We start from the raw sequence: 26,833 nt of genomic DNA, 5'->3' as shown, positions 1-26,833 counted from the left end.
TTATAAAGGATGAGCAAGCAACCGATGACACCATTTGAAGCAATTGGCGGTGAACAATGCATTGCAACATTAGTGGATACATTTTATTCCTATGTCAGTGAACACCCTGACTTATCTCCGATCTTCCCGGATGATTTAACAGAAACTGCTAGGAAGCAGAAACAATTTTTAACACAATATTTAGGTGGTCCTAATTTATACACTGAAGAACATGGGCATCCTATGCTAAGAGCACGCCATCTTCCGTTTGAGATTACTCCAAAACGCGCAGAAGCTTGGCTATCATGCATGGAGCAAGCAATGGATGATACAGGAGTGCACGGTCATATAAGAGAGTTTGTTTTTGAACGTTTAGCATTAACTGCTCAACATATGGTCAATACTCCAAATGAAACAGGTGAAGTGTAATGGATAAGCAGGAAGCAAAGCATATGAATATGCCTTCTCCTTCCACATGCGAGCATAAGTCTGTAGAAGCATATTTATTTATTGATCCACTTTGTAAAGATTGCTGGGATATCGAGCCATTTATTATTAAACTATGGCTTGAATATGGGAAATACTTCTCTATTCGTCATATAGTAACTGGAAAAGTGGACGGGGCAAACGCTTCCTCACACAAATGGAATAAACCTGCTAATATTCGATTTGTGTGGGAAAAGACAACAAGTTTACAAGGTTTTTCATGTGATGGAAAAGTACATATGCAAGAGGCATCGTCAACGCCGTATCTAGTTTCGATGGCAATTAAAGCGGCGGAGTTGCAAGGCCGAAAAGCAGGTTCGAAGTTTTTGCGAAAACTCCAGGAATACATTCTTCTTAAAAATGTATCAAATCCAGATGGTGAACTATTGCTTACATGTGCAAAAGATAGCGGCATTGATGTAGAGGAATTTAAAAAAGACCTACACTCAGTTAGCGCAAAAAAAGCTTTCCAATGCGACCTGAAATTCACAAATGAGATGCATATTACAGAAATACCTTCCCTCCTATTTTTCCATGCAAATTCAGATGAGGAAGGTATTAAAATTGCAGGAATTTATTCCTATGATGTATACGTACAGTTATTAAAAGAACTTGTAAAATGCGAGATTGAGCCAGAGCCATTACCTCCTTTAGAGGTATTACTAGAAGCAACACAATTTATTTCTTCAAAGGAAATCTCATTCATATATGACTGCCCGCAGCAAGAAATAGAGCGCGAACTAAAAAAATTACAACTAAAACGAAAAGTACAAATGATTGAAGTGAAGTGCGAGCGTTATTGGAAATGGATAGCAAAAGAAAAAGACCTGGTGTAAACACCAGGTCTTTTTCTTTACGGCTTATAAAAATATTAAAGGGGATGGGAGAAATTTTCACGTTCAAACAAAGGGGTATATGTTTGTATGTGAATTCGTTCACGCTTATTATATTACAAGATTCGACGTCAGATGACAACCCCTTTTGTCGAATTTCACACTTTTGTCACATTCTAAACGTTTTCATTCTTGAATAAGCTATAAAAAAAGCTATTTAGGAGGTTTCCTTATGAAAAAGTCTCATATTTTTCTTATCTTTCTATGTGTTATCGTTTCTTTTTTCTTGTACATCCTCTCTCTACTACAAGCTTTTCCTAAAATTATTGCCTTCCCTCTTTTATTTGGAGTTATCGTCATCGCTGTCTCTTATTTCAACTATAGAAAACGATTTAAAGGATTTTAACTACAAAAATAAGTCGTAAAAATTCCTTCTAATATAGAAAAAGCGAGGAAAATCACCTCAATAATTCGACAAATATCGACATTTTAACCTATTGAGCAAATGCCCCAAACAGAAAAGACGAGGATAAAATCCCTCGTCTTTTCTCATTACTTCTCTTCAAACAATAACGCTTCTAATTCATTTAACTTCTCTTCAAATACTTGTAATGCTTCTTTTACAGGTTCAGGAGATGCCATATCAACTCCTGCTTTTTTCAGCACTTCAATTGGATAATCAGAGCTTCCTGCTTTTAAGAATTCGTTAATGTAACGTTCTACTGCTGGTTGCCCTTCTTCTAAAATTTGTTTAGATAGAGCTGTCGCTGCACTAAATCCTGTTGCGTATTGATATACGTAATAGTTGTAGTAGAAATGCGGAATGCGAGACCACTCTAAACCAATTTCTTCGTCGATCACTAAAGCATCACCGAAATATTTCTTATTTAAATCATAGTAGATTTCCGTTAACATGTCCGGCGTAACAGCATGTCCTTCTTGTACTTTCTTATGAATAATATGCTCAAACTCTGCGAACATCGTTTGACGGAATACAGTGCCGCGGAATCCTTCTAAATAGTGATTTAATAAATATAGACGCTCTTTCTTATCTTCTGTCGTTTTCAATAAGTAATCATTTAGAAGCGCTTCATTACAAGTTGATGCTACTTCTGCAACGAAGATTGAATAATCACCATATACGTGCGGCTGTGTCTTCCTTGTATAGTAACTATGCACTGAATGGCCAAACTCATGAGTAAGTGTAAATAAATTATTTACATTATCATGCCAGTTCATTAAAATATACGGATTTGTTCCGTATGCACCAGATGAATATGCTCCGCTTCGTTTTCCTTTATTCTCATATACATCTACCCAGCGATTCTCATATGCTTCTTTTAAAATTTCAACATATTCATCACCAAGTACATTTAAAGATTTCAATAACATTTCTTGTGCTTCTTCATACTTCACATTCATTTTCACTTCTGGTACAAGCGGTGTATATAAATCATACATATGAAGCTCATCAAGACCTAGGGCACGCTTACGAATATCAATATAGCGATGTAGTAAGTGTAAATTATCATTTACCGATTCAACAAGTTGATCATACACCGCTTCAGGAATATTATTATTACTTAATGCAGCTTGACGTGCAGAATCGTATTTACGAACGCGGGCATTGAAATTATTACGTTTCACAGCCCCACTTAACGTACTTGCAAATGTGTTCTTATATTTTCCGTACGTTTCATATACAGCTTTGAATGCATCTTCGCGCACACGACGATCATCACTTTCTAAAAATTGAATATAACGACCATGTGTTATTTCTACTTCTTCTCCATCTTCACCTTTAATAGATGGAAATTTTAAATCTGCATTATTCAACATACCAAATGTATTACTTGATGCACTCATCACTTCAGATGCTTCTGCTAATAACGCTTCTTCAGCTTCCGATAATACATGCGGGCGTTGACGTGTAATTTCTTCTAATGCATGCTCATATACACTTAGTTCTCGATTTTCTTGTAAGAATGTTTCCAATGTATCTTCTGAAATAGATAAAATTTCAGGCACGATATAAGCTGTGCTACTAGATACTTGTGAGTATAAATTTGTTGCGCGATCATTTAATGCTTGATACACAGAGTTTGTTGTATCTTGATCGTAACGCATATGTGCATATGTATATAGCTTACCTAATCGCATTGAAATTTCATCTTCATATTGCAATGCCTCAAGCAAATTGTCTGCAGAGTCACCAAGCTTCCCTTTAAATTCAGTTAACTTTGGCAATAGCTCTTTAATAGCTTGGAATTCTTTTTCCCATTCTGCATCTGTTTGGAAAATATCTTCTAATCGCCATGTGTTTGCTTCTTCAATCTCATTGCGATCTGGTAATGATTTTACTGTGTTTTGTTCAGCCATTCTTTAAGCCCTCCTTTAAATATCTCTACTTAAGTACAATTCGATTTTTCTTATGTAATTCCTTCACGATCAGTCTTTATTATATCCCCTTTTCCCTCTCTCATGTTGTACTTTGTCTCAAATAGAGATAGTGCATGCGCTAAGCAAATGTCATCATATTTCATAATTTCCTCCTCTGTTTTTAACAAAACAACATCTCTTATTTTTCGATACTTATTATTACCTACTTTATTTAACACACCTATATAACATAAAAATGTCATATACTCTGCAACTGCTATCTTCCATATATGTTGTGCAAAATACGGAAGTAGACGCCTCTTCGTATATTTCGCTACATAATTACATGCGTACTGAAGGGAAATATACTCCCCTACCTTAAGCTTACTTATACACTTCATATAAAGAAAAGCTTGCCATATAAATGGATTTGTTTGAAAAGCAAATGAGGATGGAAGCGGAACACCGATTTCAGAAGGAAAACTCGATGGGGTACATTTATATTGATATAAGAGGCGTAATAGTGACTTATGATTATAATTCCAGATAGATAGAGCGTTTTGCCGAAAATGGTTCTTTTTTCTCTTCCATTCTTGTCCTAATACCTCTTTTCGGAAAGGAACGGGAGAAAAGAGCATTTCAACAGTAGTCGTATCGGTTGGTAAATAAATTGTATGTGAGAAAGAGACATTTGTAGAAAACGGAGTGATAAACGCGCATTTCATAAACGATTTTTGTTTCGGACAAAAGAAAATAAGGAATGGCTGAGGATAAGGTTGTAAGGAGAAGGCCATAAGGGCGGAGAATGTCATCCAATGGGCGGATTGCTTTTTCAACTGATTTCCACCGATTATCCAGATAACTTGTATACTAGCTTGCCAATACGAATATGTTCGCTTATAAAGCTGCTCTATGGAGAGATTTGCACATTGATATTCAATCGCAATTTTTCTATCCGCCCTCTCTACGTAAATATCTGGTCGTTGCTGAATTTCCGAAAGATAATGCTCTATATCTACATGAAAGTTTTGACGTTTTAACCATCTATATAACAATTCTTTACCTTGCATATGGTACACAGATTCTGCCTCATAAAACGCAAGACATGAATCTACTTTCTTATGAGCAAAATGCCAACTCTTTTGTGTCCCTAACTTCATTTGCACTTCCTTTCCGCAAGCTGTGCAAAAGAATTTTTCTCGTTTACGCATATCGCGTAAACACTCTTCATCCCGGTTATATAATAGATGAATTTTCTCTCCGTTTTCTCTCCTTGCAATAAACATCACAATCACACCCTTTCAACTCCTTGTATTCTACAATTTACTACAAATTCCTCTCAAAAAAAGAGATGTCCTAAATTAGGACATCTCTTTTTATAATAAAGGTGATAATAACCGATACGTCGATTCAACAATCCGCCTATGAAGACGTCTCTTATGAAATCGGTCAACATGAATTTCACTGGATTCTTCTAAATCGTCTTTAAAATCTTGAACGAGCTTTCGAATGCTATCTGTATCATATAAAAAGGCATTTACTTCAAAGTTTAAATGAAAACTTCTCATATCCATATTAGCTGTCCCAATTGAAGCGAGATCCGAATCAACGATAACAACTTTACTATGAAGAAAACCTTTTTCATATTCATATATTTTTACTCCTGCATCTAATAACTCCGGAAAGTACGATCTTGATGCATAAAAGACAGTGCGCTTATCTGGCTTACTTGGCATTAACAAACGAACATCAATACCAGCAAGTGCAGCTACTTTTAATGCAGATAAAATATCATCGTCTGGAATAAAGTATGGTGTTGCAATCCAAATCGATTTCCTAGCTGAAGCAATCATTGCAAAATATAAATGTTTAATTGTTTCCCATTTATTATCTGGTCCACCTCCAACGAGTTGTACTCCGCCCCAATGATCACCCTCAACTGCTTTCGCTTGTAAATATTCAGGTGCTAATACTGCCTCACCAGTCATATAAAACCAATCTTGAAGGAAAATTAGCTGTAAGCTTTGAACTGCTTCACCGCGTAAATATAAATGCGTGTCTCGCCAAAAACCGAAATATTTATCCTTCCCTAAATATTCATCACCAATATTTAATCCGCCTACAAACCCTTCATTTCCATCTATAATAACGATTTTTCGATGGTTTCGATAATTAATTTTATCGTTTAAAATCGGAAAGCGCACAGGGAAAAATGGAATCATTTCTACTCCTGCATCATTCAATTCTTCAATATACGAATTTGATAATTTAAAACTTCCAACCGCGTCATATAAAAAACGAACGACAACGCCTTCTTTTGATTTTTTTATTAAAATATCTTTAATTTCTGTACCGAGCTTGTCATCACGCACAATGTAATACTCCATATGAATGTGGTGTTTCGCTCGATTTAACCCATCTAAAATTGCCTGAAACGTCTCGTCTCCATTTGTTAATGTCCTCGTTTCAGTTTGAAATGAAATATTTAAAGCACCCAATCGATCAGCTAAACGAAATAGCAATTCTTGATGCTTATGGTCTCGTAAAATTCGTTCTTCATAATCTTCGTGTCCCTTATATTGTAAAAATGCCTGTTCATCGAGTAACGCCTTCTTTTGGAACATTCTTTTTCTGCGAAAGTTTTGTCCAAATAATAAATAAGCAAAGAAACCGAACACTGGAAAAATTCCTAGTACGATTAACCATGTAAGTGTTTTGGATGGATGTCTGTTTTCTAAGAAAATAACACATCCAATTAAAAATGCAGAAACCGTAAATAAAATACTAATAATACCTAAAATCGAAACGTCTTTTATACCCATGACATCCGAATAAAATGCTACATCAATAAACATGCGTAATGAAACAAATAATGCGAACAATAGTAGAAAAAAGAAAAGTAGTTTTAACGTGTTTTTCATCTCTTACCCCCTTACTAAGAAAACTTTCCTATTCTTCATAAAAAAAGCCGATTTCATACTATAGAAATCGGCCTACGTTTTAGAAGGAAAATGGTTACGAATTGTCTCAAGCGCATGCTCTTTCACAACTTGCTTTCCATACTCACTTACACGATGAATCGTTAAAGTAGACTCTTCCCCGTATTCTAAAACAATACTTAAAATACGATCAATCTCTTCCTCATCATGTAGCACTTCATCGAATTCCACATATACATAATAGCGGTCCTCAAATGAATACAGTTCATCTTTTATATCTTCAAAAATTAGACGATGACTTAATGAAATTACATCTTCAAAATCATTAAACTTAATTAAAAAGCCAAACGTACCATCTTCATTAAAGTTTGTACCTGTCGGTTCTATTTCCTCTTCCTCTAATTCTTGCTGGAATAATGATTCGATTCCTTCATCTAAAGGAATATCTATAATTTTGTCTACACCTATTGGTAGTTCTAATTTTTGTCCATCCTTTGAAAGTTCTGCTTTCGTTACAAGTACTTCAATCCCTTTGTCGACTGCTTGCACTTGAATCCATAACGGTCCATCAATAAAGAAGTCATCATGATCGCGAGCTTCATCCATCATTTCCCAAAAGAGTTCTTCACTCCGTTCGCGGTCATACCAAATTTCTTCACGGTTAAACCCTCTGTCCTCTATATCAACGTACGTAATAAAAAATTTCATCGTATGATCGTTAATTCTTTCAATTTCCAAAATACAACTCTCCCTTCCTGTTTAGAATTGTTATGAAGGGATCCCCCACTCATATGACAAATCAATAGATTCTTGTACTCTCATTTTATGATAAGATTCTCCAGAATGGAAATAAAATCGATTTATTTTACAAAAATAGTTATATACCTATCTGCATTCGGCTACTTACATAAACTGAAACTTTAATTGATGGGTTCTTTGCTCATCCACGTTGATTATTAACCACACTAATCGGGCATTTACGGACAGGAAAGCACAAAACTAACTCCTTTTCTTTATAACCGGGTTTTGTGACGGAGTCTTACTACCCGCAGATAGTCGGCTAAATATCATTATTTCAATTCTCTGTTCACAAAAAATTTGGACATACATTTGCGTATTGCCCCGTACACTGTAATAAAGTAAAACTTCTATAAGAGAAGATTATTTAATCCCAAAAGCGCGGGATAAAAGCTAAACAAACTTTCTTCATCACATACATATCGCTTATTAAAACATCATAAATGGAGGCAGACGAATGGACTTAGAGTTTTTAACATCTGTACTAATGATCGTCGGTATCGATGTTGTACTAGGTGGTGATAACGCAATTGTTATCGCACTAGCTAGCCGAAATTTACCTGAATCAAAACGAAATAAAGCAATTTTGATTGGAACTATTTTAGCAATTGTGCTGCGAATTCTCCTCACAATACTAGCTGTCTATTTACTCGACATCCCATTTTTACAACTCATCGGCGGAGTTTTACTCACATTAATTGCAGTAAATTTACTAACTGATAACAACAACGATCTTTCTTCGATTCAGGGAAAAACGACTTTATTCCAAGCGGTGCGTACGATTGTATTCGCAGATCTCGTTATGGGGTTTGATAATGTTATTGCCATTGCGGGTGCAGCTCACGGAAGATTATTACTCGTAATAATCGGTCTACTCATTTCTATCCCGATTATCATTTGGGGCAGCAAACTTATTTTAATACTCATGGAACGTTTTCCGTTCCTCATTTTTTGCGGGGCAGCAGTTCTCGCCTATACAGCAGGAAAAATGATTACACATGAAGACAGACTTGCAACTTTTTTTCATAACAACCCAAGTTTCACGACAAGTATTCCTTACTTATTCATTTTCACCGTTTTATGCATCGGTATTATCGTTCAACGAGTTCGATTACGAAATGTGAAACATTAAAAGAAAACCTTCTACTATATAATAGGTAGAAGGTTTTCATATTATTATAATTAATTTACAAGACGCTGTGCTTCACGCAATTGGAACGTTCTTACTGTACGTGGTAAGAAACGGCGGATTTCGTCTTCGTTGTAACCTACTTGAAGGCGCTTCTCGTCAATCATAATTGGACGACGTAAAATCCCTGGATAGTCACGAATCATCTTATATAAATCTTGAAGTGGTAAAGACTCTAAGTTTACATTTAATTCTTGGAAAACTTTTGAACGAGTAGAAATAATCTCATCCGTTCCGCTTTCTGTCATACGTAAAATCTCTTTAATTTCCTCAATCGTTAATGGATCTGAGAAAATATTACGTTCTGTATAAGGAATATGATTTTCCTCTAGCCATAATTTCGCCTTTCTACAAGACGTACAGCTTGGAGAACTATATAATGTTACCATACAAAGCTCACTCTCCTTAAAGAGTACAAATTCTGTACTAATTACAGTTTAAATTTCTAACTTCCGCAATTTTTCACGATAACTTGTCTTATAGCAAAGTAAAAAATCACAATTCATGTAAGCAACAACAATTACTTTTAATAAGTAACTTCTATAATCATTATACAATAGTTTTTGCAAGAAATATACAGTAAATTTACTGCTAGTTGAGAAAACTTCTCCGTGTATTCCACTGCTATGTAACATGATTACACTCACTTTAACTGTCATCTAACAACAATCTTCAACCCTTTTGACGCCTGCTTTTTACAATATACTTCATGTTATATACGATTGTTTTTTCATAACATGAATCGCCTAAAAGAGAACGTTTTCTTACCTTTTCCCAATAATTCAATTGAGAAATGTAAGACCAAAAGCTAAAACAACAGAAAGAACATCTGTTCTTATATTAACAAATCTCATCACCCATGTCTATACGATTTCTAAAATTGCCAAACATTTTTCTGACATTTCTTTCTTTTTTACCTTTTATCTCATACAATAAAAATACAGGCAGGCAAAGGGGGAATTTGCATATGATTGCTTTTTTTACTGATTTTATCATTGTTGCTACCCTCATCATTGGAATAACAGCATTGATTGGTGTCATTACAAATAGCATCGGTGAAAAACTCTTTGGTGGGAAAGAAAAAATGAAGTTTGTTAACAAAAGTTTAGATGTACAATCTGGTTGGAATCAAGTTGGCGGAAAAGGCATTTATAAAAAACGTACGTACTAAAAAAAGCAGGTAATCACCTGCTTTTTTTGTTATTTCTCTACTGATGCCCATTTGAAGCTTACTTCGCCACCATATTTATGATTGTACATATCTTTAATTGTTTCTCTTTGTAAATATGCTCTACCACGTTGATATACTGGAACAATCGCAGCATCATCAAGTAACATTTTTTCTGCTTCTAATAAGTTTTTCCAACGAGCGTTTACGTCGCTTCCATCTTTCTTCGCTTTCATAATAATCTCATCGTACTTCGGATTAGAATACTTCATTTTATTCTGTGCTCCGTCAGTTACGAACATATCAAGATATGTAACTGGATCTGGGAAATCTGCACTCCATCCAGAGAATGACATTACATAGTCACCCGCATCTTCTAATTTTAGTTTTTGCGCGAATGGCTGCTGTTTAATTTTCACTGTTAAACCTGGTAAATTCTTTTCTAACTCACCTTTTAAATATTCACCAGTTTTCTTCGATAATTCCACGTCTTCATTTAACATCTCTAATTCAATTTCATTTTTACCAAGTTCTTTTTTACCAGCTTCCCAATACTTTTTCGCTTCTTTTACATTCGGTTTTATAATATCTCCATTTTCAGCACGGAAATCTTTTTTATCCGGTCCTTTAATGAAATTGTCAGGAATTAATCCCGTCGCTGGCTTAGAACCGTTATTTAATAATGTATCAACGAATGGTTTACGGTCAAAACCAAGAGAAATTGCTTTACGAATATTTTTATTTGCTAAAGCTGGGTCTTTTTGATTTAAGCGAAGGAAGAATACAGAAGTATCTTCTACCGTTTTGAAATCTGGTTTTCCTTTATATTTATCGATGAACTCTGCTAATAACGTCGCTCGATCGACTGCGTTTGTTTCATATAAATTAATTGGCGTAGACGTATCTTTTACAATATTAAAGTTTACTTCCTCAAGCTTCACTTCTTTATTGTCCCAATATGATGGGCTCTTTGTCATTTTGAAGCTACGTTCATGTTGCCAATCACTTAATGTAAATGGCCCGTTATAAAGTGTTGTATTTGCTTCTAAACCAAACTGTGCACCTTGCTCTTTTACATACTTTTCATTCACAGGATAGAAGATCGGATAGACCATTAAATCAACAAGATATGGAATAGAATTATCTAATTCCACTTCTAACGTGTGATCATCAATTGCTTTTACGCCTAATTGATCTGGACTCATCTCTTTTTTATTAATTTTTTCTGCATTCTTTATATCATACATAATGTACGCTGATTTTGCAGCTGTATCTGGATTAATCGCTCTTTGCCATCCATATACGAAATCTTTCGCTGTTACAGGTTCACCATTTGACCATTTTGCATCTTCACGTAATTTAAATGTATACTTTTTACCGTCTTCTGACTTTTGGAATTCTTTCGCTACACCTGGAACTAACTTATCATCTTTTCCAAGACGGTATAGTCCTTCCATCGTGTTGTTCATTACTTTCGAAGAAACTGCATCAGCTGACAAAGCTGGATCCATCGTTGGAATTTCTTGTGTTTCAATTAAGTTTATAACTTGCTTCGCACCGCTTTTCCCGCTATCCCCTTTTGCGTTCGCTTGCGGCTCATCTTTTTGATAACTACATGCCCCTAAAACCATGCTCATCGCTACTGTTGATGCTACAAAAACTGGTATCTTTTTTTTCATACTTCCACCCCTCCAAAAAATGTTAGCCCTTTCATTTTCAAACAGAAAGAAATATATATATGTTCTAATAATTCATATTATACACACAAATATATTCTTTGTATATTTATATTTCTATTTTATTAAAATTTTCTGTTAAAAAATAAACCTTTGTAAACGTTTCATATTGCTATTTTTCCTGACTAAAACGTCAAAAAAACTATTTTTATATTTTTCTAAATTATCAGAGAAAAATGAATTTTATATTCTATTATATTTTACGTATAATTATCCTTCTCTTATTAACATAAAATGGAGGTCTCTTCATATTAAAAATATGTAGGTTAAAATGAGTGCAATGGCTATGAAAGTATGTTACGATACACTTTGCTAAAAATAGATATCGGTAAAGAGGGGACAGATATGACAGCAATTCACTCAAAAAGTGGGCCAACTGAGAAACTAAGTTTATTCCTATTAACATGGCCTATTTTTCTAGAAGTTTTTCTTTTTATGTTGATGGGGATCGCTGATACTTTCATGTTAAGTGCATTATCAGACGATGCTGTATCTGGGGTTGGTGCAGCAAATCAATATCTTCATATCGCTATTTTGGTACTAGAAGTAATTGGGAATGGCGCTGCGATCGTCGTATCTCAATACCTCGGTTCCAAACGTTTTATGGAAGCATCTAAAATATCAGCATTAGCCGTCACATTAAATTTAGTGGTCGGACTCGTTATAAGCGCTGGTTTTCTTTTATTTTCAAAACATATGATGATGGCAATGAATTTACAAGGCGATGTACTAATGTATGCACAAAGCTATTTATCCATCGTCGGAGGGGCTATTTTCCTTCAAGCTATTATTAACTCGTTAGCCGCAATTATCCGCGTTCACGGCTTTACAAAGCAAGCAATGTTTGTTTCGCTCGGAATGAATATTATTCATATCGCCGGAAACTACGTACTTATTTTCGGGAAATTCGGTTTCCCTGAACTCGGTGTGCAAGGGGCCGCGATTTCTTCCGCTGTCAGTCGACTACTGGCACTTATTGTGTTCTTCTGGTTACTATACCGCGTTATGGAATACCGTGTGAAATTACAATATTACTTCACTTTATCAAAAGAATACGTTGGCAAAATATTAAAGATCGGCATTCCATCTGCATTCGAACAAGTCATGTATCAAGCTTGTCAAATTGTCTTCTTATATTACGCAACATACTTAGGTACGGAATCATTGGCAGCAAGGCAATACGCTACTAACATTTCCATGTTCACTTATTTATTTGCCATTGCGATTGGTATGGGAACAGCAATTATTATCGGGCGCCTTGTTGGCGGCGGCGAAAAAGATGAAGCATATGAACGTGTATGGAAAAGTGTAAAATGGGCAATTGGCGTAACTTTATGTATGGTTGTTCTCGTTATTACATTCCGCACACAATTAATGGGACTGTTTACAGATAATCCACACATTATTAAATTAGGTGCAAGCGTTCTTTTACTAAGTGTACTACTTGAAACGGGACGCACGATGAACATCGTCATCATTAATTCACTTCGTGCAGCTGGTGATGCAAAATACCCTGTTTTAATCGGCGCATTCTCTATGGTGTTAATGAGTTTACCACTCGGTTACTTTTTCGCCTTCCATTTAGATATGGGACTCGTTGGTATTTGGTTAGCGATTGCTATCGACGAATGGACGCGTGCCATTATTATGTTCTTCCGCTGGAAAAGTAGAGCATGGGAACGTTATGCACTTGTTAAACCGAATGAGCAAGAAGAAAGTGTTTCTGTTCAGGCGCAGTAACACTCGTTTGATCAAGATGTAGTTATTAGTGAATGAAATTTATATGGGCGATTCTTTCAATATATCGACTTACCGACAATGTTGACCACTCATTTATATAGTAGAAAAAAGCCACCCTTCCTTAATGGAAGAATGGCTTTTTTTATTATTGATAGATTTCTTTATATTTCTTATACTCTGCTTCAGAACATAATACGAAATGGCCTGGGCGAATTTCACGCATTGTTGGTACTTCACTACCATAATCATGCTGAGTTGGATCATATACGATACGTTTACGATTACGCTCATAATCTGGGTCTGGAAGTGGAATTGCTGATAATAGTGATTTTGTATACGGATGAATTGGATTCGCATATAACTCATCACTTGTTGTTAGCTCAACGATTTGACCACGGTACATTACGCCGATGCGGTCACTAATGTATTTTACCATCGATAAATCATGGGCGATGAATAAGTATGTTAAACCTTTTTCTTTTTGTAACTGTTTCAGTAAGTTTACAACTTGCGCCTGAATCGATACGTCAAGTGCTGAGATTGGCTCATCGGCAATGATAAATTCAGGTTCTACAGCAAGTGCTCGAGCAATACCGATACGTTGACGTTGTCCACCTGAGAATTCATGCGGGAAACGGTTCGCGTGTTCTTTATTTAAGCCAACTGTGTTTAACAGTTCATGAACACGATCCATACGCTCTTTTTTACTTTTTGCTAGTCCGTGAATATCAATACCCTCTGCAATAATGTCCCCTACTGTCATACGAGGGTTTAATGATGCATATGGATCTTGGAAAATCATTTGCATTTTACGGTTGAATTTCTTCAGTTCTGCGCGTGATTTTTTACCATGTACATTTTCACCATCGAACAACACTTCACCAGCAGTTGCATCGTATAAACGAATGATTGTTCTTCCAGTTGTTGATTTACCACAACCTGATTCTCCTACAAGACCAAATGTTTCTCCGCGGTAAATATCAAATGAAATATCATTAACCGCTTTGACAACACCACCACTCACGTCGAAGTGTTGCTTTACATTTTTTACTTCAATTAATTTCTCACGTTGTTTAGTCATGTTGTTCACCTGCTTTCATTTGAAGAATGCGTTTTTCAACAACTGCCGGTGGTTTTACTTCTGGCGCTTGCTCATGAAGTAACCAAGTTGCCGCATAGTGTGTATCACTTACTTTAAATAAAGGTGGTTCCATTTCAAAATCAATTTTCAGCGCCTGCGGATTACGTGGTGCAAAAGCATCACCCTTTGGCGGCTTTAATAAGTCTGGAGGCGTTCCAGGAATTGCATATAGCTCTTCTTCTGAACCATCTAAGCTTGGCATAGATGCGATTAAGCCCCATGTGTATGGATGTTGTGGATTATAAAAAATTTCATCAACAGTTCCAATTTCAACAACTTTACCAGCGTACATAACCGCAACTCGGTCTGCAACGTTTGCCACTACACCTAAGTCATGTGTAATGAAAATGATTGCTGCTTCTGTTTTTTGCTGAATGTCCTTCATAAGCTCTAAAATTTGCGCCTGAATTGTAACGTCTAGCGCTGTTGTCGGCTCATCGGCAATTAGTAATTTCGGATTACAAGCTAACGCCATCGCAATAACTACACGCTGTCTCATACCACCTGAGAATTGGTGAGGATATTGTTTTAAGCGAGCTTCTGGATTTGGAATACCTACAAGGTCGATTAATTCTACAGCAACTTTACGTGCGTCCGCTTTACTCATCCCTTGGTGTTTAATAAGGCCTTCCATAATCTGATTACCAATTGTCATCGTTGGATTTAATGATGTCATTGGATCTTGGAAAATCATCGCGATATCTTTACCGCGTACTTGCTGCATTTCTTTTTCTGTTAATTTCGTTAAGTCACGACCTTCAAATACGATTTCACCGTTTTTAATACGTCCTGGAGGGTTCGGAATTAATCCCATTAACGCTTTAGAAGTAACTGATTTACCAGAACCAGATTCTCCTACAATCGCTAATGTCTCTCCTTTTTTTAAATCAAAAGTAACACCGCGTACAGCTTGTACTTCACCTGCATGTGTATCAAAGGAGACTTGCAAATCTTTTACCTCTAGCAATGTTTTCATTTTTACTTCTCCCCTCTTTTACTTACGCATTTTTGGATCTAACGCGTCGCGTAATCCGTCTGCCATTAAGTTAAATGCTAAGATTAACATACTGATGACAACCGCTGGGATGAACATCATATGTGGATACGTTTGAATTGATTTATAACCGTCATTTACAAGAGATCCAAGTGATGCGAATGGTGGCTGAATACCTAAACCAATGAAGCTTAAGAATGCTTCACCAAACACCGCTGTTGGAATTGTAAACATTGTCATTACGATAATTGGTCCCATTACGTTCGGTATTAAGTGTTTCACAATTAATTGTGTATTCGTTGCTCCTAATGTACGAGATGCTAATACGTATTCTTGGTTTTTTAATTTTAGGATTTGTCCACGAACGATACGCGACATCCCTATCCAACCTGTAATTGCCATCGCAAGTGTAATCGACCATATACCTGATCCCATAATGATTACCATTAAAATAACGATGATTAAATATGGAATACCGTTAATAATCTCCATAATACGTTGCATAATGTTATCTACTCTACCGCCGTAGAATGCTGAAATACCTCCGTATGCAACCCCAATTACTAAATCAATTGCTGCTGCTAAAAGAGCGATATATAATGATACGCGTGTACCTTCCCATGTTCTTGTCCATAAATCACGGCCAAGATCATCTGTACCAAACCAGAAGTACTCTTTAATATCACGTTTTTCATATTGGTCAACACCATATTGATCTGTACCGTCAAATGGTAGCCAATGAATATTTTCAATCACTGGAATTTTTGGTGGCATTTTCGCACGACCTAAATCCTGCTCTTTATAAGAATGCTTACTTACCATCGGTCCTATAATTGCTAGTAGTACAATAAGCATTAATAATACGAAACCAAACATTGCACCTTTATGTTGGAACAAACGTCTTCTTACATCTTGCCAAAACGTTAAGCTTGGACGGGCAATGACTTCATTATCAACATTACTTTGATTGGCTGGTTGAAATAAATCTGGAGATAATTTTTGTACATCTTTCATCATTTTTTCCCTCCCGCTAAACGAATACGAGGATCAATAATTCCGTATAAAATATCGACAATGAAAATAACTAAGATGAAGATCGCACTATAGAAAATTGTAGTTCCCATAATAACTGTATAGTCATTCACTGTAATCGATTTAACGAATTGTTCCCCAAGTCCAGGTACAGCGTAAATTTGCTCAATAACTAGTGTCCCTGTAATTAATCCGGCAACCATTGGTCCTAAAATTGTTACAACTGGAATTAACGCGTTACGAAGTGCATGCTTGATAATGATAACGCCTTGGCTAATTCCTTTTGCTTTCGCTGTTAAAATGTAGTCGGCTTGCATAACTTCAATTAACTCTGCACGAGCGAAACGTGCGATTGTTGCGATAACTGCCATCGATAAAGCAATTGTAGGCATTACTGTAAACTCTGGTCCTTTCCAGAATGCTACTGGGAACCAACCAAGTTTTACCCCTACGAAATATTGTAGTAATGCGGCAAATACGAACGATGGTACCGACATACCGAGTACGGAAATTATTGTCGCCCCATAATCGACCCATGTATTGTTACGAAGTGCCGCAACGATTCCTAAAATTAATCCGATAAACGTTCCTAATATAATCGCTTGTAAACCAAGTTGTGCTGATGGTCCAATGCGGTCCACAATCATATCTGTTACTGGGCGGTTATCATATTGGAATGATACCCCTAAATCACCTTTTGCTAAGTTACCTAAGTAACGTGCATATTGAACTGGTACTGGATCATTTAAACCATATTTTTCAAGAATGATTTCTTTTTGTGCCGGTGATAACTTCTCCTGATTTTTAAGCGGAGAACCCGGAAGTAATTTCATCAAAAAGAAAGTCAGTGTAGTAATTAAAAATAATGTCAAAGCCATGTACACGAAACGTTTTAATACATAACGTCCCATAGTCAAGCACCTCCCCGTTTTTCTCAAAAGCAATAAGATAGTTTAAAATATTCTTACTTTTATTTTTTTAAAATAAGAGCATATGCCCATCATAGGCATATACCCTTATTCATGATGGAAACCATTTTTAGTTTTTGAGTTCAACCCACTTATAGCTAAATTCTCCGCCATATTTATGCTCTAATAGGCCAGTAATTGAACTACGTTGTAAATATGCCTTTCCAGGTTGATATACTGGAGCAATCGCTGCATCCTCAAGCAGTTGTTGTTCTGCTTTTAATAGAGCATCCCAGCGAGCTTGTACATCTACTTCTGTTTTGGCTTTCTTAATTAGTTCATCATAAGCTGGATTTGCGTAATTCACTTTATTTTGCGAATTACCTGTTGTATACATTTCAAGGAATGACATTGGATCCATATAATCTGGACTCCATCCCGCATATGACATCGCATAATCTCCACTTGCTTCAAGTTTTAATTTTTGTGCAAATGGCTGCATTTTTGTTGAAACTGTTAAACCTGGTAAGTTCTTTTCGAATTGTCCTTTTAAATACTCTCCGATTTTTTTAGCATCATCAGTATCAAAGTTTAATAACTCTAACTCTACTTTGTCTACACCAAGTTCTTTTTTACCAGCTTCCCAATATTTTTGAGCTTCTTTAACATCCTCTTTTATAAGCTTTCCGTTCTCTTCACGGAAGTCTTTTCCGTTAGGTCCTTTTGCCAAACCTTTCGGAACAAAACCATACATTCCTTCTGAACCATCGTTTAAAATAACTTTTCCGATATTTTCACGTTCAAAGGACATCGCAATTGCTTTTCGGATATTTTTATTTGCTAAAAACTTATTTTTTTCATTTAAGCGAATGAATTGTGTAGATGGTCTCTTAATTGTTTTAAAATCAGCATCTGATTTGTATTTATCTACAAACTCTGATGTTAATACTACACGATCAATTGCTTTTGTTTCATATAAATTTATAGCCGTTGAACGATCCTTAACAATATTGAAGTTTACTTCCTCAAGTTTTACTACTTTATTTTCCCAATACGTCGGATTCTTCGTCAATTTGAAACTTTGTTCATGCTTCCATTCATTTAAAACGAATGGTCCATTGTAAAGTGTCGTATTGGATTCTAATCCGAATTTATCTCCTTGTTCTTTTACAAACTTCTCATTCAAAGGATAAAATGTTGGATAGACTGTTAAACTTACAAAATAAGGAACAGGGTTGTCTAATTCCACTTCAAGTGTGTGATCATCAATGGCCTTTACACCCAGTTCTTCCACTGGTAACTCTTTTTTGTTAACTTTCTCCGCATTTTTAACATCAAATAGTATGTAAGCAAACTTGGCACCCGTATTTGAATCTACAGCTCTTCTCCAAGAATAAACGAAGTCTTTCGCTGTTACAGGCTCACCGTTAGACCATTTCGCATCTTCACGTAATTTAAATACATACTTTTTACCATCCTCTGATTTCTCATAGGATTTAGCGACACCTGGAACGAGTTTATCATCTTTCCCCAGACGATATAATCCTTCCATTGTATTATTCATGATGTTAGAAGATGCTGCATCCGTTGATAACGTCGTATCCATTGTTGGAATCTCAGCTGTTTCAGTTAGGTTTAACACTTGCTTATTTGAGGATTTTTCTTTTGCACCTGCTTTGTTATCTTCTTTTTGATAACTACAAGCTCCTAACATACTCACTGTCAACGTTGATGCAATTAATAACGGTATCTTTTTCTTCATGTTGTATTGCCTCCCCTAATTGCACTTCCTGTACCCTCACTTGTAAAAAAGTAGAATTGAAAGAATAATCTCCAAGTTTCTACAATTTTCATTATACATATAATATGACGATTGTGAATATAGTTTTTTGTTTTTTTGTTAAAATTTTTAATAAATTATTTATTTTTTTATTTTTTTGTAAAGGAATACGTTAACATTGCTACCATCATCTTGCAATTAACACTTTAATTGCATATAATTTTCAAAAAATTATTTATATTACTTATTATAACTTTTATAGTATAATAATTCTAGTAATATTTTGACGGAGGGGAATATTTTGAATAAAGTTTTTTTTCATACTTGTATACTATTTTTCGTAGCGATAATCGCTTCTAGTGTTGGCGCATTCCTCGTTTCATCTCGGTTTTTGTTGAATTTTGTCAACATCTCATTCTATATCTCATTGGTTTTTATTCTTATAGGTGGTTTTTTATACATATTTCAAAATGGATTTTTTAACGTAACAATTTACGCATTCCAAAGAGTATTTGGTACGAACAAAAAAATTGACTCTTTAATTGAAGAAGCAGAGGAACCTACCGATAAAAAAGAACGTATTTATAAAACATATTCATTCAAATGGACGTATCCGATTTGTATTACTGGTATCGTACTTGGTCTGTTCTCGACTCTCATTAGCTTTACTATTTTGATGTAGTTTGCAAACACTATTCCATATGATATAATAATCAGCAAAACATTTTGTTATAAAACTTTAGTTCTTTCATATTAAAAGGGCTCAGTTAACAATAAATAAATTTATATGTATGCGATGATAAAGAAGAGTACATATTGAGGCAATTTCAGAGAGCTTGTGGCTGGTGTGAACAAGTAATTGTGCAATATGGAATGGGCTTTTGAGCACCAAACCGAACCGTGAGTAGTAGGCTTTGGCGTTATATCCAGACGTTATTATGGATCTGAGAGATTTCACAATGGTGAAATAATTAGGGTGGTACCGCGGTCCATTCGTCCCTATGTAATTTGGGATGAATGGGCTTTTTTGTATGCCTTCTCTTCCCTATCACACATTCAAATTTAGGAGGAATTACTTATGTCAGTTATCTTTTCTGGTATTCAGCCAAGTGGAACAATTACACTTGGTAACTATTTAGGAGCTATGAAGCAATTTACAGAGCTTCAAAACGAACACGACTGTTATTTCTGCATTGTAAACCAACATGCGATTACAGTACCTCAAGATCCCGTACAACTTCGTAAAAACATCCGCAGTCTTGCTGCACTATATGTTGCATGCGGCATCGATCCTGAAAAAGCTACTTTATTTGTACAGTCAGAAGTACCCGCACACGCTCAACTAGGATGGATCATGCAATCAGTTGCTTACGTTGGAGAATTGGAGCGTATGACACAATATAAAGATAAAGCTTCTGGTAGAGATTCAGTTCCGGCTGGATTACTTACGTATCCACCATTAATGGCTGCTGATATTTTACTTTACAACACTGAAATCGTACCTGTTGGTGATGATCAAAAACAACATATGGAATTAACACGTGATCTAGCAGAGCGTTTCAACAAACGTTTCCGTGAAGTGTTCACAGTTCCTGAAATTCGCATTCCAAAAGTAGGAGCTCGCGTTATGTCATTAACAGAACCTACGAAAAAAATGAGTAAATCTGATCCAAATCCAAAATCAATGATCAGTATGCTTGATGAACCGAAAACAATTGAAAAGAAAATTAAAAGTGCTGTAACTGACTCTGAAGGTATCGTGAAATTCGATAAAGAAAATAAACCTGGTATCTCTAACTTATTAACAATCTATTCTTCATTCTCTGGAAAAACAGTTGAAGAAATAGAAGCAATGTACGAAGGAAAAGGATACGGCGACTTCAAAGGCGACCTAGCGCAAGTAGTCGTAGAAGCAGTTCGCCCAATCCAAGACAAATATAACGAACTAATCAGCTCCCCAGAACTAGACGAAATTCTAGACAAAGGTGCAGAAAAAGCAAACCGCGTCGCATTCAAACAACTACGCAAAGTAGAAAACGCAATGGGACTAAGCAGAAAACGTAGGTAACTTATAAAGCGGAGGCGGCTCGCTTAGAATGTGAGGGGGATGGAGCTCCTGACGCAGAGGCGCTTCTTGCCTCGCAGGAAGGCGCGAAGCCACCGAACATTCTTGCCAACTCCAAAAAAAAAACCGCCAATCGGCGGTTTTTTTAATTTACCTTCTGCTCATTTTCCATTTCCCATAGCTTTTCAAAAAACGGCTGTCCTTTTACAAGACGCTCACATAATTGTTCGTGTTTCTCAGACCATCCAGTTTTCGCTTCATCATAAAGTTTAGCCCAAATATCTTCAAATTCCATATGTTGAACCATTCCGTATGCTGATGGATCCCACTCTGTGAACCAGTAGCGAATTTCAGCTGGATTTTTCGTTGTATGTAATTGATCTAACGCCATAAATAATAATTGTTTTAGCTGTCTTTCTTTACGAGTCAAGCCATTCATAATGAAAGGCGATGGTGATAAAATATGATGTTCTTTTTCAATTTCTTCTACCTGGAACTCATACTTTTCTGCTTGCACATTTTCTACCATCTCATATACCATCTGCTCTTGACGAGGTATAAGCCTACTTTTTCTAATTGGCACATTATAGCCGATTGAATCAATCGCAATAATTCCTTTTCCATCTGTAACTACAAAACAATATTCTTGTTGCAAACGTTCGTGATTTTTACGAATATAAGCCTTATGATGTACGTCTTCCAATAACTTTTGCGGAAGCTCTAACAATTCGTTCTCGATGTAATGATATAATGTGGAATCTACTTTTAATAATGGCACTTGATCTAATAGCTCAATCGTATCATCTTTCCGCCACTCGTAAAAATGACAAACGTTATACCCATTCTCTTCACCTTCAAACCAATTTACCCATACATCATGTAGATATAACATTCTCTACCCCTCACTTCACTACTGTTTGTACCAATCATTATGTTCATTTTTGCTTAACTTTATTCCACTTGAGGAAATATATTCTAATTATTATTTTTTCTTCTATAATATATAAAAAAACAAGAGATAGCTCTCCTGTTTTTTTACGAAACGTGAAATGTATTTGCTTTATTCAATATTTCTTTCGCATCTATAGATAATAAAGAAAGTGTATCTTCTCCTTCAAAAGCTACGCAATCTTTTACAATATGGAATCCAAGTGCATAGCCAAGCATTTTCGGATACGGGTGCAGTCCATTTAATAAAACATCATGCTCCCTCGTACCTCTCTTTACATCTATTCGTTCTTGTATTGAATTTCTCCAATAATAAATAGCATCTTCTTTTGAAATGTAAGTAGTCCACGGTGCGCATCTTTTTTCTGTATACCTTTCATATACAGCTTGCTCAGCTAAGCCTTCCATAATCATCGTATCAAGTAATGTATACTCTTTTTCTTTCGTCTCAATTTGATGCAATCTACATATATGGTGATATTCATGCGTTAATAAAGCTTTTAGTTCCTCTACTGAATTACGTCCACATACGAATAAGAAAATAACGTGACGCATAGATAAACCAGCCTTCCCGTTATACTCTTCTTGTACCGTTCGATTATATGAATCTGATAATAAAATAAAGATAGGAACATCTGGACCTTTTAGCCAACTTTTTAATTTTTCATACTCCATGCTAAGTTCTTTCCAAATTTCTTTTTTCTCTAATTCTTTAATTTCCTGCTCACCCCGCATTACCGGGCGATACATACCTCTAGAGATTAAAAAGCGATACAACCTCTCTTTTGGCAATGGAATATACTTTGTAAATTTCTCACAAAGTTTTTCTGGGCGTCCATAATACAGGTGTAGCCATTTTGCCGTATCAACAACCCCCATCTTCATCCCTCCTTTTTTTATGTATATGCGAAAAAAGGAAAGAGCGTAAAAATAAATAAGGTGTTTTTTCGTAGTTTGTTACGAAAAAACACCTTATTTCATCTATTATTTATACGATTTAAATACTAATACTGCGTTATGACCACCGAATCCTAATGAATTACTTAATACCGCGTTTACTTCTTGATGTCTCGCTTTATTTGGTACGTAATCTAAATCACAATCTGGATCTGGCGTTTCATAGTTAATTGTCGGAGGAATCACTCCGTCTGTAATTGTTTTAATAGAGAAGATCGCCTCAACAGCACCCGCTGCTCCTAATAAGTGACCTGTCATTGATTTCGTTGAGCTAATCGCTACTTTATATGCATGCTCGCCGAAAGTTTCTTTAATTGCCATCGTTTCATACTTTTCATTCGCATCTGTACTTGTACCATGCGCATTAATGTAATCAATATCTTCTGGCTCTAGACCTGCATCAGCTAAAGCTTGACGCATTGCACGCACTCCGCCTTCACCGCCAGGAGCAGGCATTGTAATATGGAACGCATCACCCGTTGCACCATAACCAGCAATTTCCGCATAAATATGGGCACCACGTGCTAACGCGTGCTCTAATTCTTCAAGAATAAGAATTCCTGATCCTTCACCCATTACGAAACCGCTACGGTTTTTATCGAACGGACGGCAAGCCGTCGCTGGATCTTCATTAAATGTTAATGCTTTCGCTGAACTAAATCCAGCAAATGCCATACTTGTTAACGGTGCTTCTGCTCCGCCCGTTATCATCGCATCAGCATCACCACGCTGAATTGCTTTAAATGCATCACCAATTGAGTTTGCACCAGATGCACAAGCCGTTACAGAACAAGTGTTAATTCCTTTTGCTCCTGTAGCGATTGATACTTGACCTGCTGCCATATCTGGAATCATCATTGGTACGAAGAATGGACTCACGCGGCGCGGACCTTTTTCAGTAAAAATCTTAAATTGTTCTTCGTATGTTTCCATACCGCCAATACCAGAACCAATCCACACACCAATTCGGGGTCCGTTTTCTTCTGTAATTTCAAGGTTCGCATCCGCAACTGCCATTTTCGCTGCTGCTACTGCATATTGTGTAAAGCGATCCATACGGCGCGCTTCTTTTTTATCAATATATTTCTCGACTTCAAAGTCGTTAATTTCTGCTGCTACTTTTGCTGGAAACATTTCTGGATCAATTCTTGTAAGTCGTCCGATTCCAGATACACCCTTTTTAATGTTTTCCCACGCTGTTTCAACATCTGTTCCGATCGGTGTAACAGCTCCTAATCCTGTAATTACGACCCTCTTTTTTTCCATACAAAATACACTCCTTTTTTTCTCTCAGTCCTTATTTACCCCAACGAAGAGCGACTGCTCCCCATGTTAATCCGCCGCCAAAACCAACAAGTATAATTAAATCACCGTCTTGAATACGTCCATTTTGCAATTCCTCTACCATCGCAATTGGAATTGAAGAGGCTGATGTATTACCGAACTTTTCAATTGTCATACTCATTTTTTCTTTCGGTAAATTTAATCTCTCTCTTGCAGATTCCATAATACGAATATTCGCTTGATGTGGTACTAAGAAGTCCACATCCTCTTTCGTAAGTCCTGCTTTTTCTAACACACGAAGACAAGAATCACCAAGTTGACGAACGGCAAATTTAAAGACTTCTCTGCCATTCATCATAACATACTCGTCTTGATAAAGATGCTTACCACCACTTCCGTCCGCTCCTAATTCGAATGAAAGTACACCTTTTCCTTCCGAAACAGCTCCCATTACGATAGCACCTGCTCCGTCCCCAAATAGTACTGCTGTATTTCGGTCATTCCAATCTACAATTTTGGATAGTTTGTCACTACCAACTACTAATACATTTTTATAAGTTCCCGTTTGAATAAATTGCTGCGCTGTAATCATTCCGTACATAAAGCCAGCACACGCTGCACTTAAATCCATTGCAGCTGCATGTTTTGCGCCAATTGCTTCCTGGATTACACAAGCTACTGCTGGGAATGCGCGATCCGGCGTTACTGTTGCGACTAAAATAAGATCGATATCCTCTCCGCTAATTCCTGCATCTTCAAGTGCTTTTTTAGAAGCCTCTACCGCCATATATGAAGTATCTATTGTATCATCGGCAATGCGTCTTTCTGCAATTCCCGTTCTCGTACGAATCCATTCATCAGATGTATCTACGATTTTCTCTAAATCGTGATTTGTGACTACTTTTTCTGGCACATATCTTCCGATCCCTAAAATGCCCACGTTCACATCGCAGCCCTCCGTTTTATATCAATTATTATGACTTGGTACTAATTTTAAAACATAAATGTACTTTTGTCTAGAATATATTTCAGCTAAAAAATAAAGACGGCGTATTACCAACTTTATTTTTCATTAAAAGAAACAGAAAAATCCCTGCCATTTCGAAATACAAATTATTCCATCACCTTATCCTTACTTCGCTCAAAACAAAAAGGCCCTTACCGCTTCTACTCACAGCTTGAGCCTCCTCCCCTCCAAAAGACGGGTTAATTCTTTATCAGTTCCCCTTCAAAACTAAGACCTTCTCCTCATCACCGCTCTGGCCTTACCTCGCTCGAAACAAAAAAAGGCCCTTACCGCTTCTACATACGGCTTGAGCCTCTTTCCCTCTCAAAAAAGAAGGTTTTTTTATTCTTTATCAGCTTTCCCAAGCTCATATGCTTCGCTCATTACTTTCATCAATAGCTCTAACACAGGCTGTGCTTTCTCCATATCAAGTGCAATTCCATTATCATCTAAAATTGCCTTAGCTTCTGGTAAATGCTTCATTGCGATTTGTAAAAATTGCATGCTTTTTTCGTTCATATATGCTCTTCCTCTCCAATAAAAATTTAAATTTATAGTCCATACAATAGTGTAACACGTGCACTACCCTTCGTATAACTCTTTATATTTTTTCATATGTGCCAATTGTTTATTTAAACCAAATTCTAACGGCGTATTTCTTTTAAGAGAAACAATCTCTACCGCTTCATTTCTTATATGCTCATCTTTTTTGTTTACCTTACCATCTGCATGTAAAAGGCTCATACCTTTTTCCCATAATGCTTCTTTTCCACTAAGTAAATTATATATACCGAGGTGCTTTACATTCATTCCATTTTCCCATAAGTATTCACATACATCTTCAACGTAAAGTAAATCCCTTCCTTTTTCTCCACTTATACAATGGCACTCTTTTTCATCGAGTTCTGATAAAATGAGCTGATGATACATCATAAACGACGGTTGCCATGGCCCATATACTGTAGGAACTCGATATGCACTATATTGTAATTCTCCTTTTTTCAATCCTTCTTCCACTTTCGAAAACAGGCGTTTGTTTTCGGATTCTTCAGCGCTTCCTATTTCAATAGAAGAAATTAGATTTAACTTTACTTTATTTTTTTCACACATTCTTACGATTCGTTTTAAATATTGTAATATGACTCTTTCATTCCGAAAGCCACTTTGCTGATTCGGCTCATACAAACAAAAATAAACTGTATCGAAACTCTCTTCCTCTACCGATCGCCATCCGTCTTCATCCCTTATGGAATAGTACGTAAATAACGCATTTCGCCCAATCAACAATAATTTCTCTTCATTAATTTTTGTCATACTATCAAATTCATCAAAATCAAGACCATATACTTCTACTTCTTCTGCAATCATTTTATTCACAAGGTGATAACCTACAAACGTAAGTGCACCCACAATTAGCACGCGTTTCATACCACCAACCCTTTCCCCTTGAAACAAATAGCTCCTCATTTAT

The 26,833-nt window shown here is 36.2% G+C and carries 25 protein-coding genes and 1 other annotated feature; of the genes, 8 read left to right on the top strand and 17 right to left on the bottom strand.

The features are described from left to right. Window positions 1-9: 9 nt before the first annotated feature. The 3 genes from LUS72_RS06065 (at window position 10) to LUS72_RS06055 (ending at window position 1,704) form a co-directional block, all read left to right on the top strand. The gene (locus tag LUS72_RS06065; RefSeq protein ID WP_000043388.1) at window positions 10-408 is read left to right on the top strand and encodes a globin domain-containing protein; all 399 of its coding nucleotides are present in this window, start codon (window positions 10-12) and stop codon (window positions 406-408) included. Beyond that, window positions 408-1,301 carry a ClpXP adapter SpxH family protein gene (locus LUS72_RS06060; protein WP_097830038.1) on the top strand — a complete coding sequence of 298 codons (894 nt, stop codon included), beginning with the start codon at window positions 408-410 and terminating at the stop codon, window positions 1,299-1,301. Before LUS72_RS06065 ends, LUS72_RS06060 begins: the two co-directional genes overlap by 1 nt. A 229-nt stretch (window positions 1,302-1,530) precedes the next feature. Continuing rightward, complete coding sequence (locus LUS72_RS06055; protein WP_000748141.1) at window positions 1,531-1,704, top strand: hypothetical protein; 174 nt, start codon at window positions 1,531-1,533, stop codon at window positions 1,702-1,704. Window positions 1,705-1,850: 146 nt separating this feature from the next. Here the strand turns inward: LUS72_RS06055 and pepF are convergent, their stop codons facing one another. From pepF to mecA, 4 genes are all read right to left on the bottom strand, one after another. Then, a complete protein-coding gene (gene pepF / locus LUS72_RS06050; RefSeq protein WP_097830037.1) occupies window positions 1,851-3,677 on the bottom strand; it encodes an oligoendopeptidase F in 1,827 nt (608 codons plus the stop codon). Window positions 3,678-3,727: 50 nt separating this feature from the next. Beyond that, window positions 3,728-4,963 (bottom strand): competence protein CoiA, encoded by a 1,236-nt coding sequence (locus tag LUS72_RS06045; RefSeq protein ID WP_141533315.1) that lies wholly within the window; start codon window positions 4,961-4,963, stop codon window positions 3,728-3,730. Between the two features lie 90 nt (window positions 4,964-5,053). Beyond that, window positions 5,054-6,598, bottom strand: coding sequence for a cardiolipin synthase (locus tag LUS72_RS06040; RefSeq protein WP_097830035.1), 1,545 nt, complete (start codon window positions 6,596-6,598; stop codon window positions 5,054-5,056). 72 nt (window positions 6,599-6,670) lie between these two features. Then, on the bottom strand, window positions 6,671-7,354 hold the full coding sequence (mecA, locus tag LUS72_RS06035; protein WP_000402127.1) for an adaptor protein MecA: 684 nt from the start codon (window positions 7,352-7,354) through the stop codon (window positions 6,671-6,673). 517 nt (window positions 7,355-7,871) lie between these two features. Here mecA and LUS72_RS06030 point away from each other — a divergent pair. Further along, window positions 7,872-8,546, top strand: coding sequence for a TerC family protein (locus LUS72_RS06030; protein ID WP_071744644.1), 675 nt, complete (start codon window positions 7,872-7,874; stop codon window positions 8,544-8,546). 50 nt (window positions 8,547-8,596) lie between these two features. Here LUS72_RS06030 and spx read toward each other — a convergent pair whose 3' ends face one another. Continuing rightward, the gene (gene spx, locus LUS72_RS06025; RefSeq protein WP_000258267.1) at window positions 8,597-8,992 is read right to left on the bottom strand and encodes a transcriptional regulator Spx; all 396 of its coding nucleotides are present in this window, start codon (window positions 8,990-8,992) and stop codon (window positions 8,597-8,599) included. A gap of 578 nt (window positions 8,993-9,570) precedes the next feature. Here spx and LUS72_RS06020 point away from each other — a divergent pair. Then, a complete protein-coding gene (locus LUS72_RS06020) occupies window positions 9,571-9,774 on the top strand; it encodes a hypothetical protein (RefSeq protein ID WP_000559981.1) in 204 nt (67 codons plus the stop codon). 29 nt (window positions 9,775-9,803) lie between these two features. Here LUS72_RS06020 and LUS72_RS06015 read toward each other — a convergent pair whose 3' ends face one another. Continuing rightward, a complete protein-coding gene (locus LUS72_RS06015; protein WP_098361664.1) occupies window positions 9,804-11,450 on the bottom strand; it encodes a peptide ABC transporter substrate-binding protein in 1,647 nt (548 codons plus the stop codon). Window positions 11,451-11,801: 351 nt separating this feature from the next. On the opposite strand from LUS72_RS06015, the gene LUS72_RS06010 reads away from it, so the two are divergent. After that, window positions 11,802-13,247, top strand: coding sequence for an MATE family efflux transporter (locus LUS72_RS06010; RefSeq protein WP_141533312.1), 1,446 nt, complete (start codon window positions 11,802-11,804; stop codon window positions 13,245-13,247). 145 nt (window positions 13,248-13,392) lie between these two features. Here LUS72_RS06010 and LUS72_RS06005 read toward each other — a convergent pair whose 3' ends face one another. The 5 genes from LUS72_RS06005 to LUS72_RS05985 form a co-directional block, all read right to left on the bottom strand. Next, window positions 13,393-14,328: an ABC transporter ATP-binding protein gene (locus LUS72_RS06005; RefSeq protein WP_097830031.1), complete on the bottom strand. Its 936-nt coding sequence runs from the start codon at window positions 14,326-14,328 to the stop codon at window positions 13,393-13,395. Next, window positions 14,321-15,364, bottom strand: a complete 1,044-nt coding sequence (locus LUS72_RS06000; protein ID WP_097830030.1) for an ABC transporter ATP-binding protein — start codon at window positions 15,362-15,364, stop codon at window positions 14,321-14,323. The genes LUS72_RS06005 and LUS72_RS06000 overlap by 8 nt, the downstream gene beginning before the upstream one ends. Before the next feature lie 18 nt (window positions 15,365-15,382). Next, window positions 15,383-16,399: an oligopeptide ABC transporter permease gene (gene opp3C, locus LUS72_RS05995; protein ID WP_000974094.1), complete on the bottom strand. Its 1,017-nt coding sequence runs from the start codon at window positions 16,397-16,399 to the stop codon at window positions 15,383-15,385. Beyond that, complete coding sequence (opp3b, locus tag LUS72_RS05990; RefSeq protein ID WP_000534165.1) at window positions 16,396-17,325, bottom strand: oligopeptide ABC transporter permease; 930 nt, start codon at window positions 17,323-17,325, stop codon at window positions 16,396-16,398. Before opp3b ends, opp3C begins: the two co-directional genes overlap by 4 nt. Window positions 17,326-17,452: 127 nt before the next feature. After that, on the bottom strand, window positions 17,453-19,084 hold the full coding sequence (locus tag LUS72_RS05985; protein ID WP_097830029.1) for a peptide ABC transporter substrate-binding protein: 1,632 nt from the start codon (window positions 19,082-19,084) through the stop codon (window positions 17,453-17,455). Between the two features lie 319 nt (window positions 19,085-19,403). On the opposite strand from LUS72_RS05985, the gene LUS72_RS05980 reads away from it, so the two are divergent. Together LUS72_RS05980 and trpS are read left to right on the top strand one after the other, a co-directional pair. Continuing rightward, on the top strand, window positions 19,404-19,784 hold the full coding sequence (locus tag LUS72_RS05980) for a DUF3899 domain-containing protein (protein WP_097830028.1): 381 nt from the start codon (window positions 19,404-19,406) through the stop codon (window positions 19,782-19,784). Between the two features lie 105 nt (window positions 19,785-19,889). Continuing rightward, window positions 19,890-20,106, top strand: a binding site (T-box leader). A gap of 74 nt (window positions 20,107-20,180) precedes the next feature. Beyond that, window positions 20,181-21,170: a tryptophan--tRNA ligase gene (trpS, locus tag LUS72_RS05975; protein WP_097830027.1), complete on the top strand. Its 990-nt coding sequence runs from the start codon at window positions 20,181-20,183 to the stop codon at window positions 21,168-21,170. Window positions 21,171-21,312: 142 nt separating this feature from the next. Here the strand turns inward: trpS and LUS72_RS05970 are convergent, their stop codons facing one another. The 6 genes from LUS72_RS05970 to LUS72_RS05945 form a co-directional block, all read right to left on the bottom strand. Further along, on the bottom strand, window positions 21,313-22,059 hold the full coding sequence (locus tag LUS72_RS05970) for a YjbA family protein (RefSeq protein WP_000966130.1): 747 nt from the start codon (window positions 22,057-22,059) through the stop codon (window positions 21,313-21,315). Between the two features lie 143 nt (window positions 22,060-22,202). Next, complete coding sequence (locus tag LUS72_RS05965) at window positions 22,203-22,994, bottom strand: DUF2268 domain-containing putative Zn-dependent protease (RefSeq protein WP_097830026.1); 792 nt, start codon at window positions 22,992-22,994, stop codon at window positions 22,203-22,205. Between the two features lie 105 nt (window positions 22,995-23,099). Continuing rightward, window positions 23,100-24,338 (bottom strand): beta-ketoacyl-ACP synthase II, encoded by a 1,239-nt coding sequence (fabF, locus tag LUS72_RS05960; RefSeq protein WP_071744630.1) that lies wholly within the window; start codon window positions 24,336-24,338, stop codon window positions 23,100-23,102. Window positions 24,339-24,369: 31 nt separating this feature from the next. Continuing rightward, window positions 24,370-25,302 (bottom strand): beta-ketoacyl-ACP synthase III, encoded by a 933-nt coding sequence (gene fabH, locus LUS72_RS05955; RefSeq protein WP_001100550.1) that lies wholly within the window; start codon window positions 25,300-25,302, stop codon window positions 24,370-24,372. Between the two features lie 402 nt (window positions 25,303-25,704). Further along, a complete protein-coding gene (locus LUS72_RS05950) occupies window positions 25,705-25,881 on the bottom strand; it encodes a ComZ family protein (RefSeq protein ID WP_001003336.1) in 177 nt (58 codons plus the stop codon). 63 nt (window positions 25,882-25,944) lie between these two features. Beyond that, window positions 25,945-26,817 (bottom strand): NAD-dependent epimerase/dehydratase family protein, encoded by an 873-nt coding sequence (locus LUS72_RS05945; protein WP_141533311.1) that lies wholly within the window; start codon window positions 26,815-26,817, stop codon window positions 25,945-25,947. Window positions 26,818-26,833 lie beyond the last annotated feature (16 nt).

It is taken from the genome of Bacillus cereus (assembly GCF_025917685.1).
Classification (GTDB): Bacteria; Bacillota; Bacilli; order Bacillales; family Bacillaceae_G; genus Bacillus_A; species Bacillus_A cereus_AT.
Note: the sequence above shows the minus strand (reverse complement) of the source record. Positions and strands in the feature narration are given on the sequence as shown.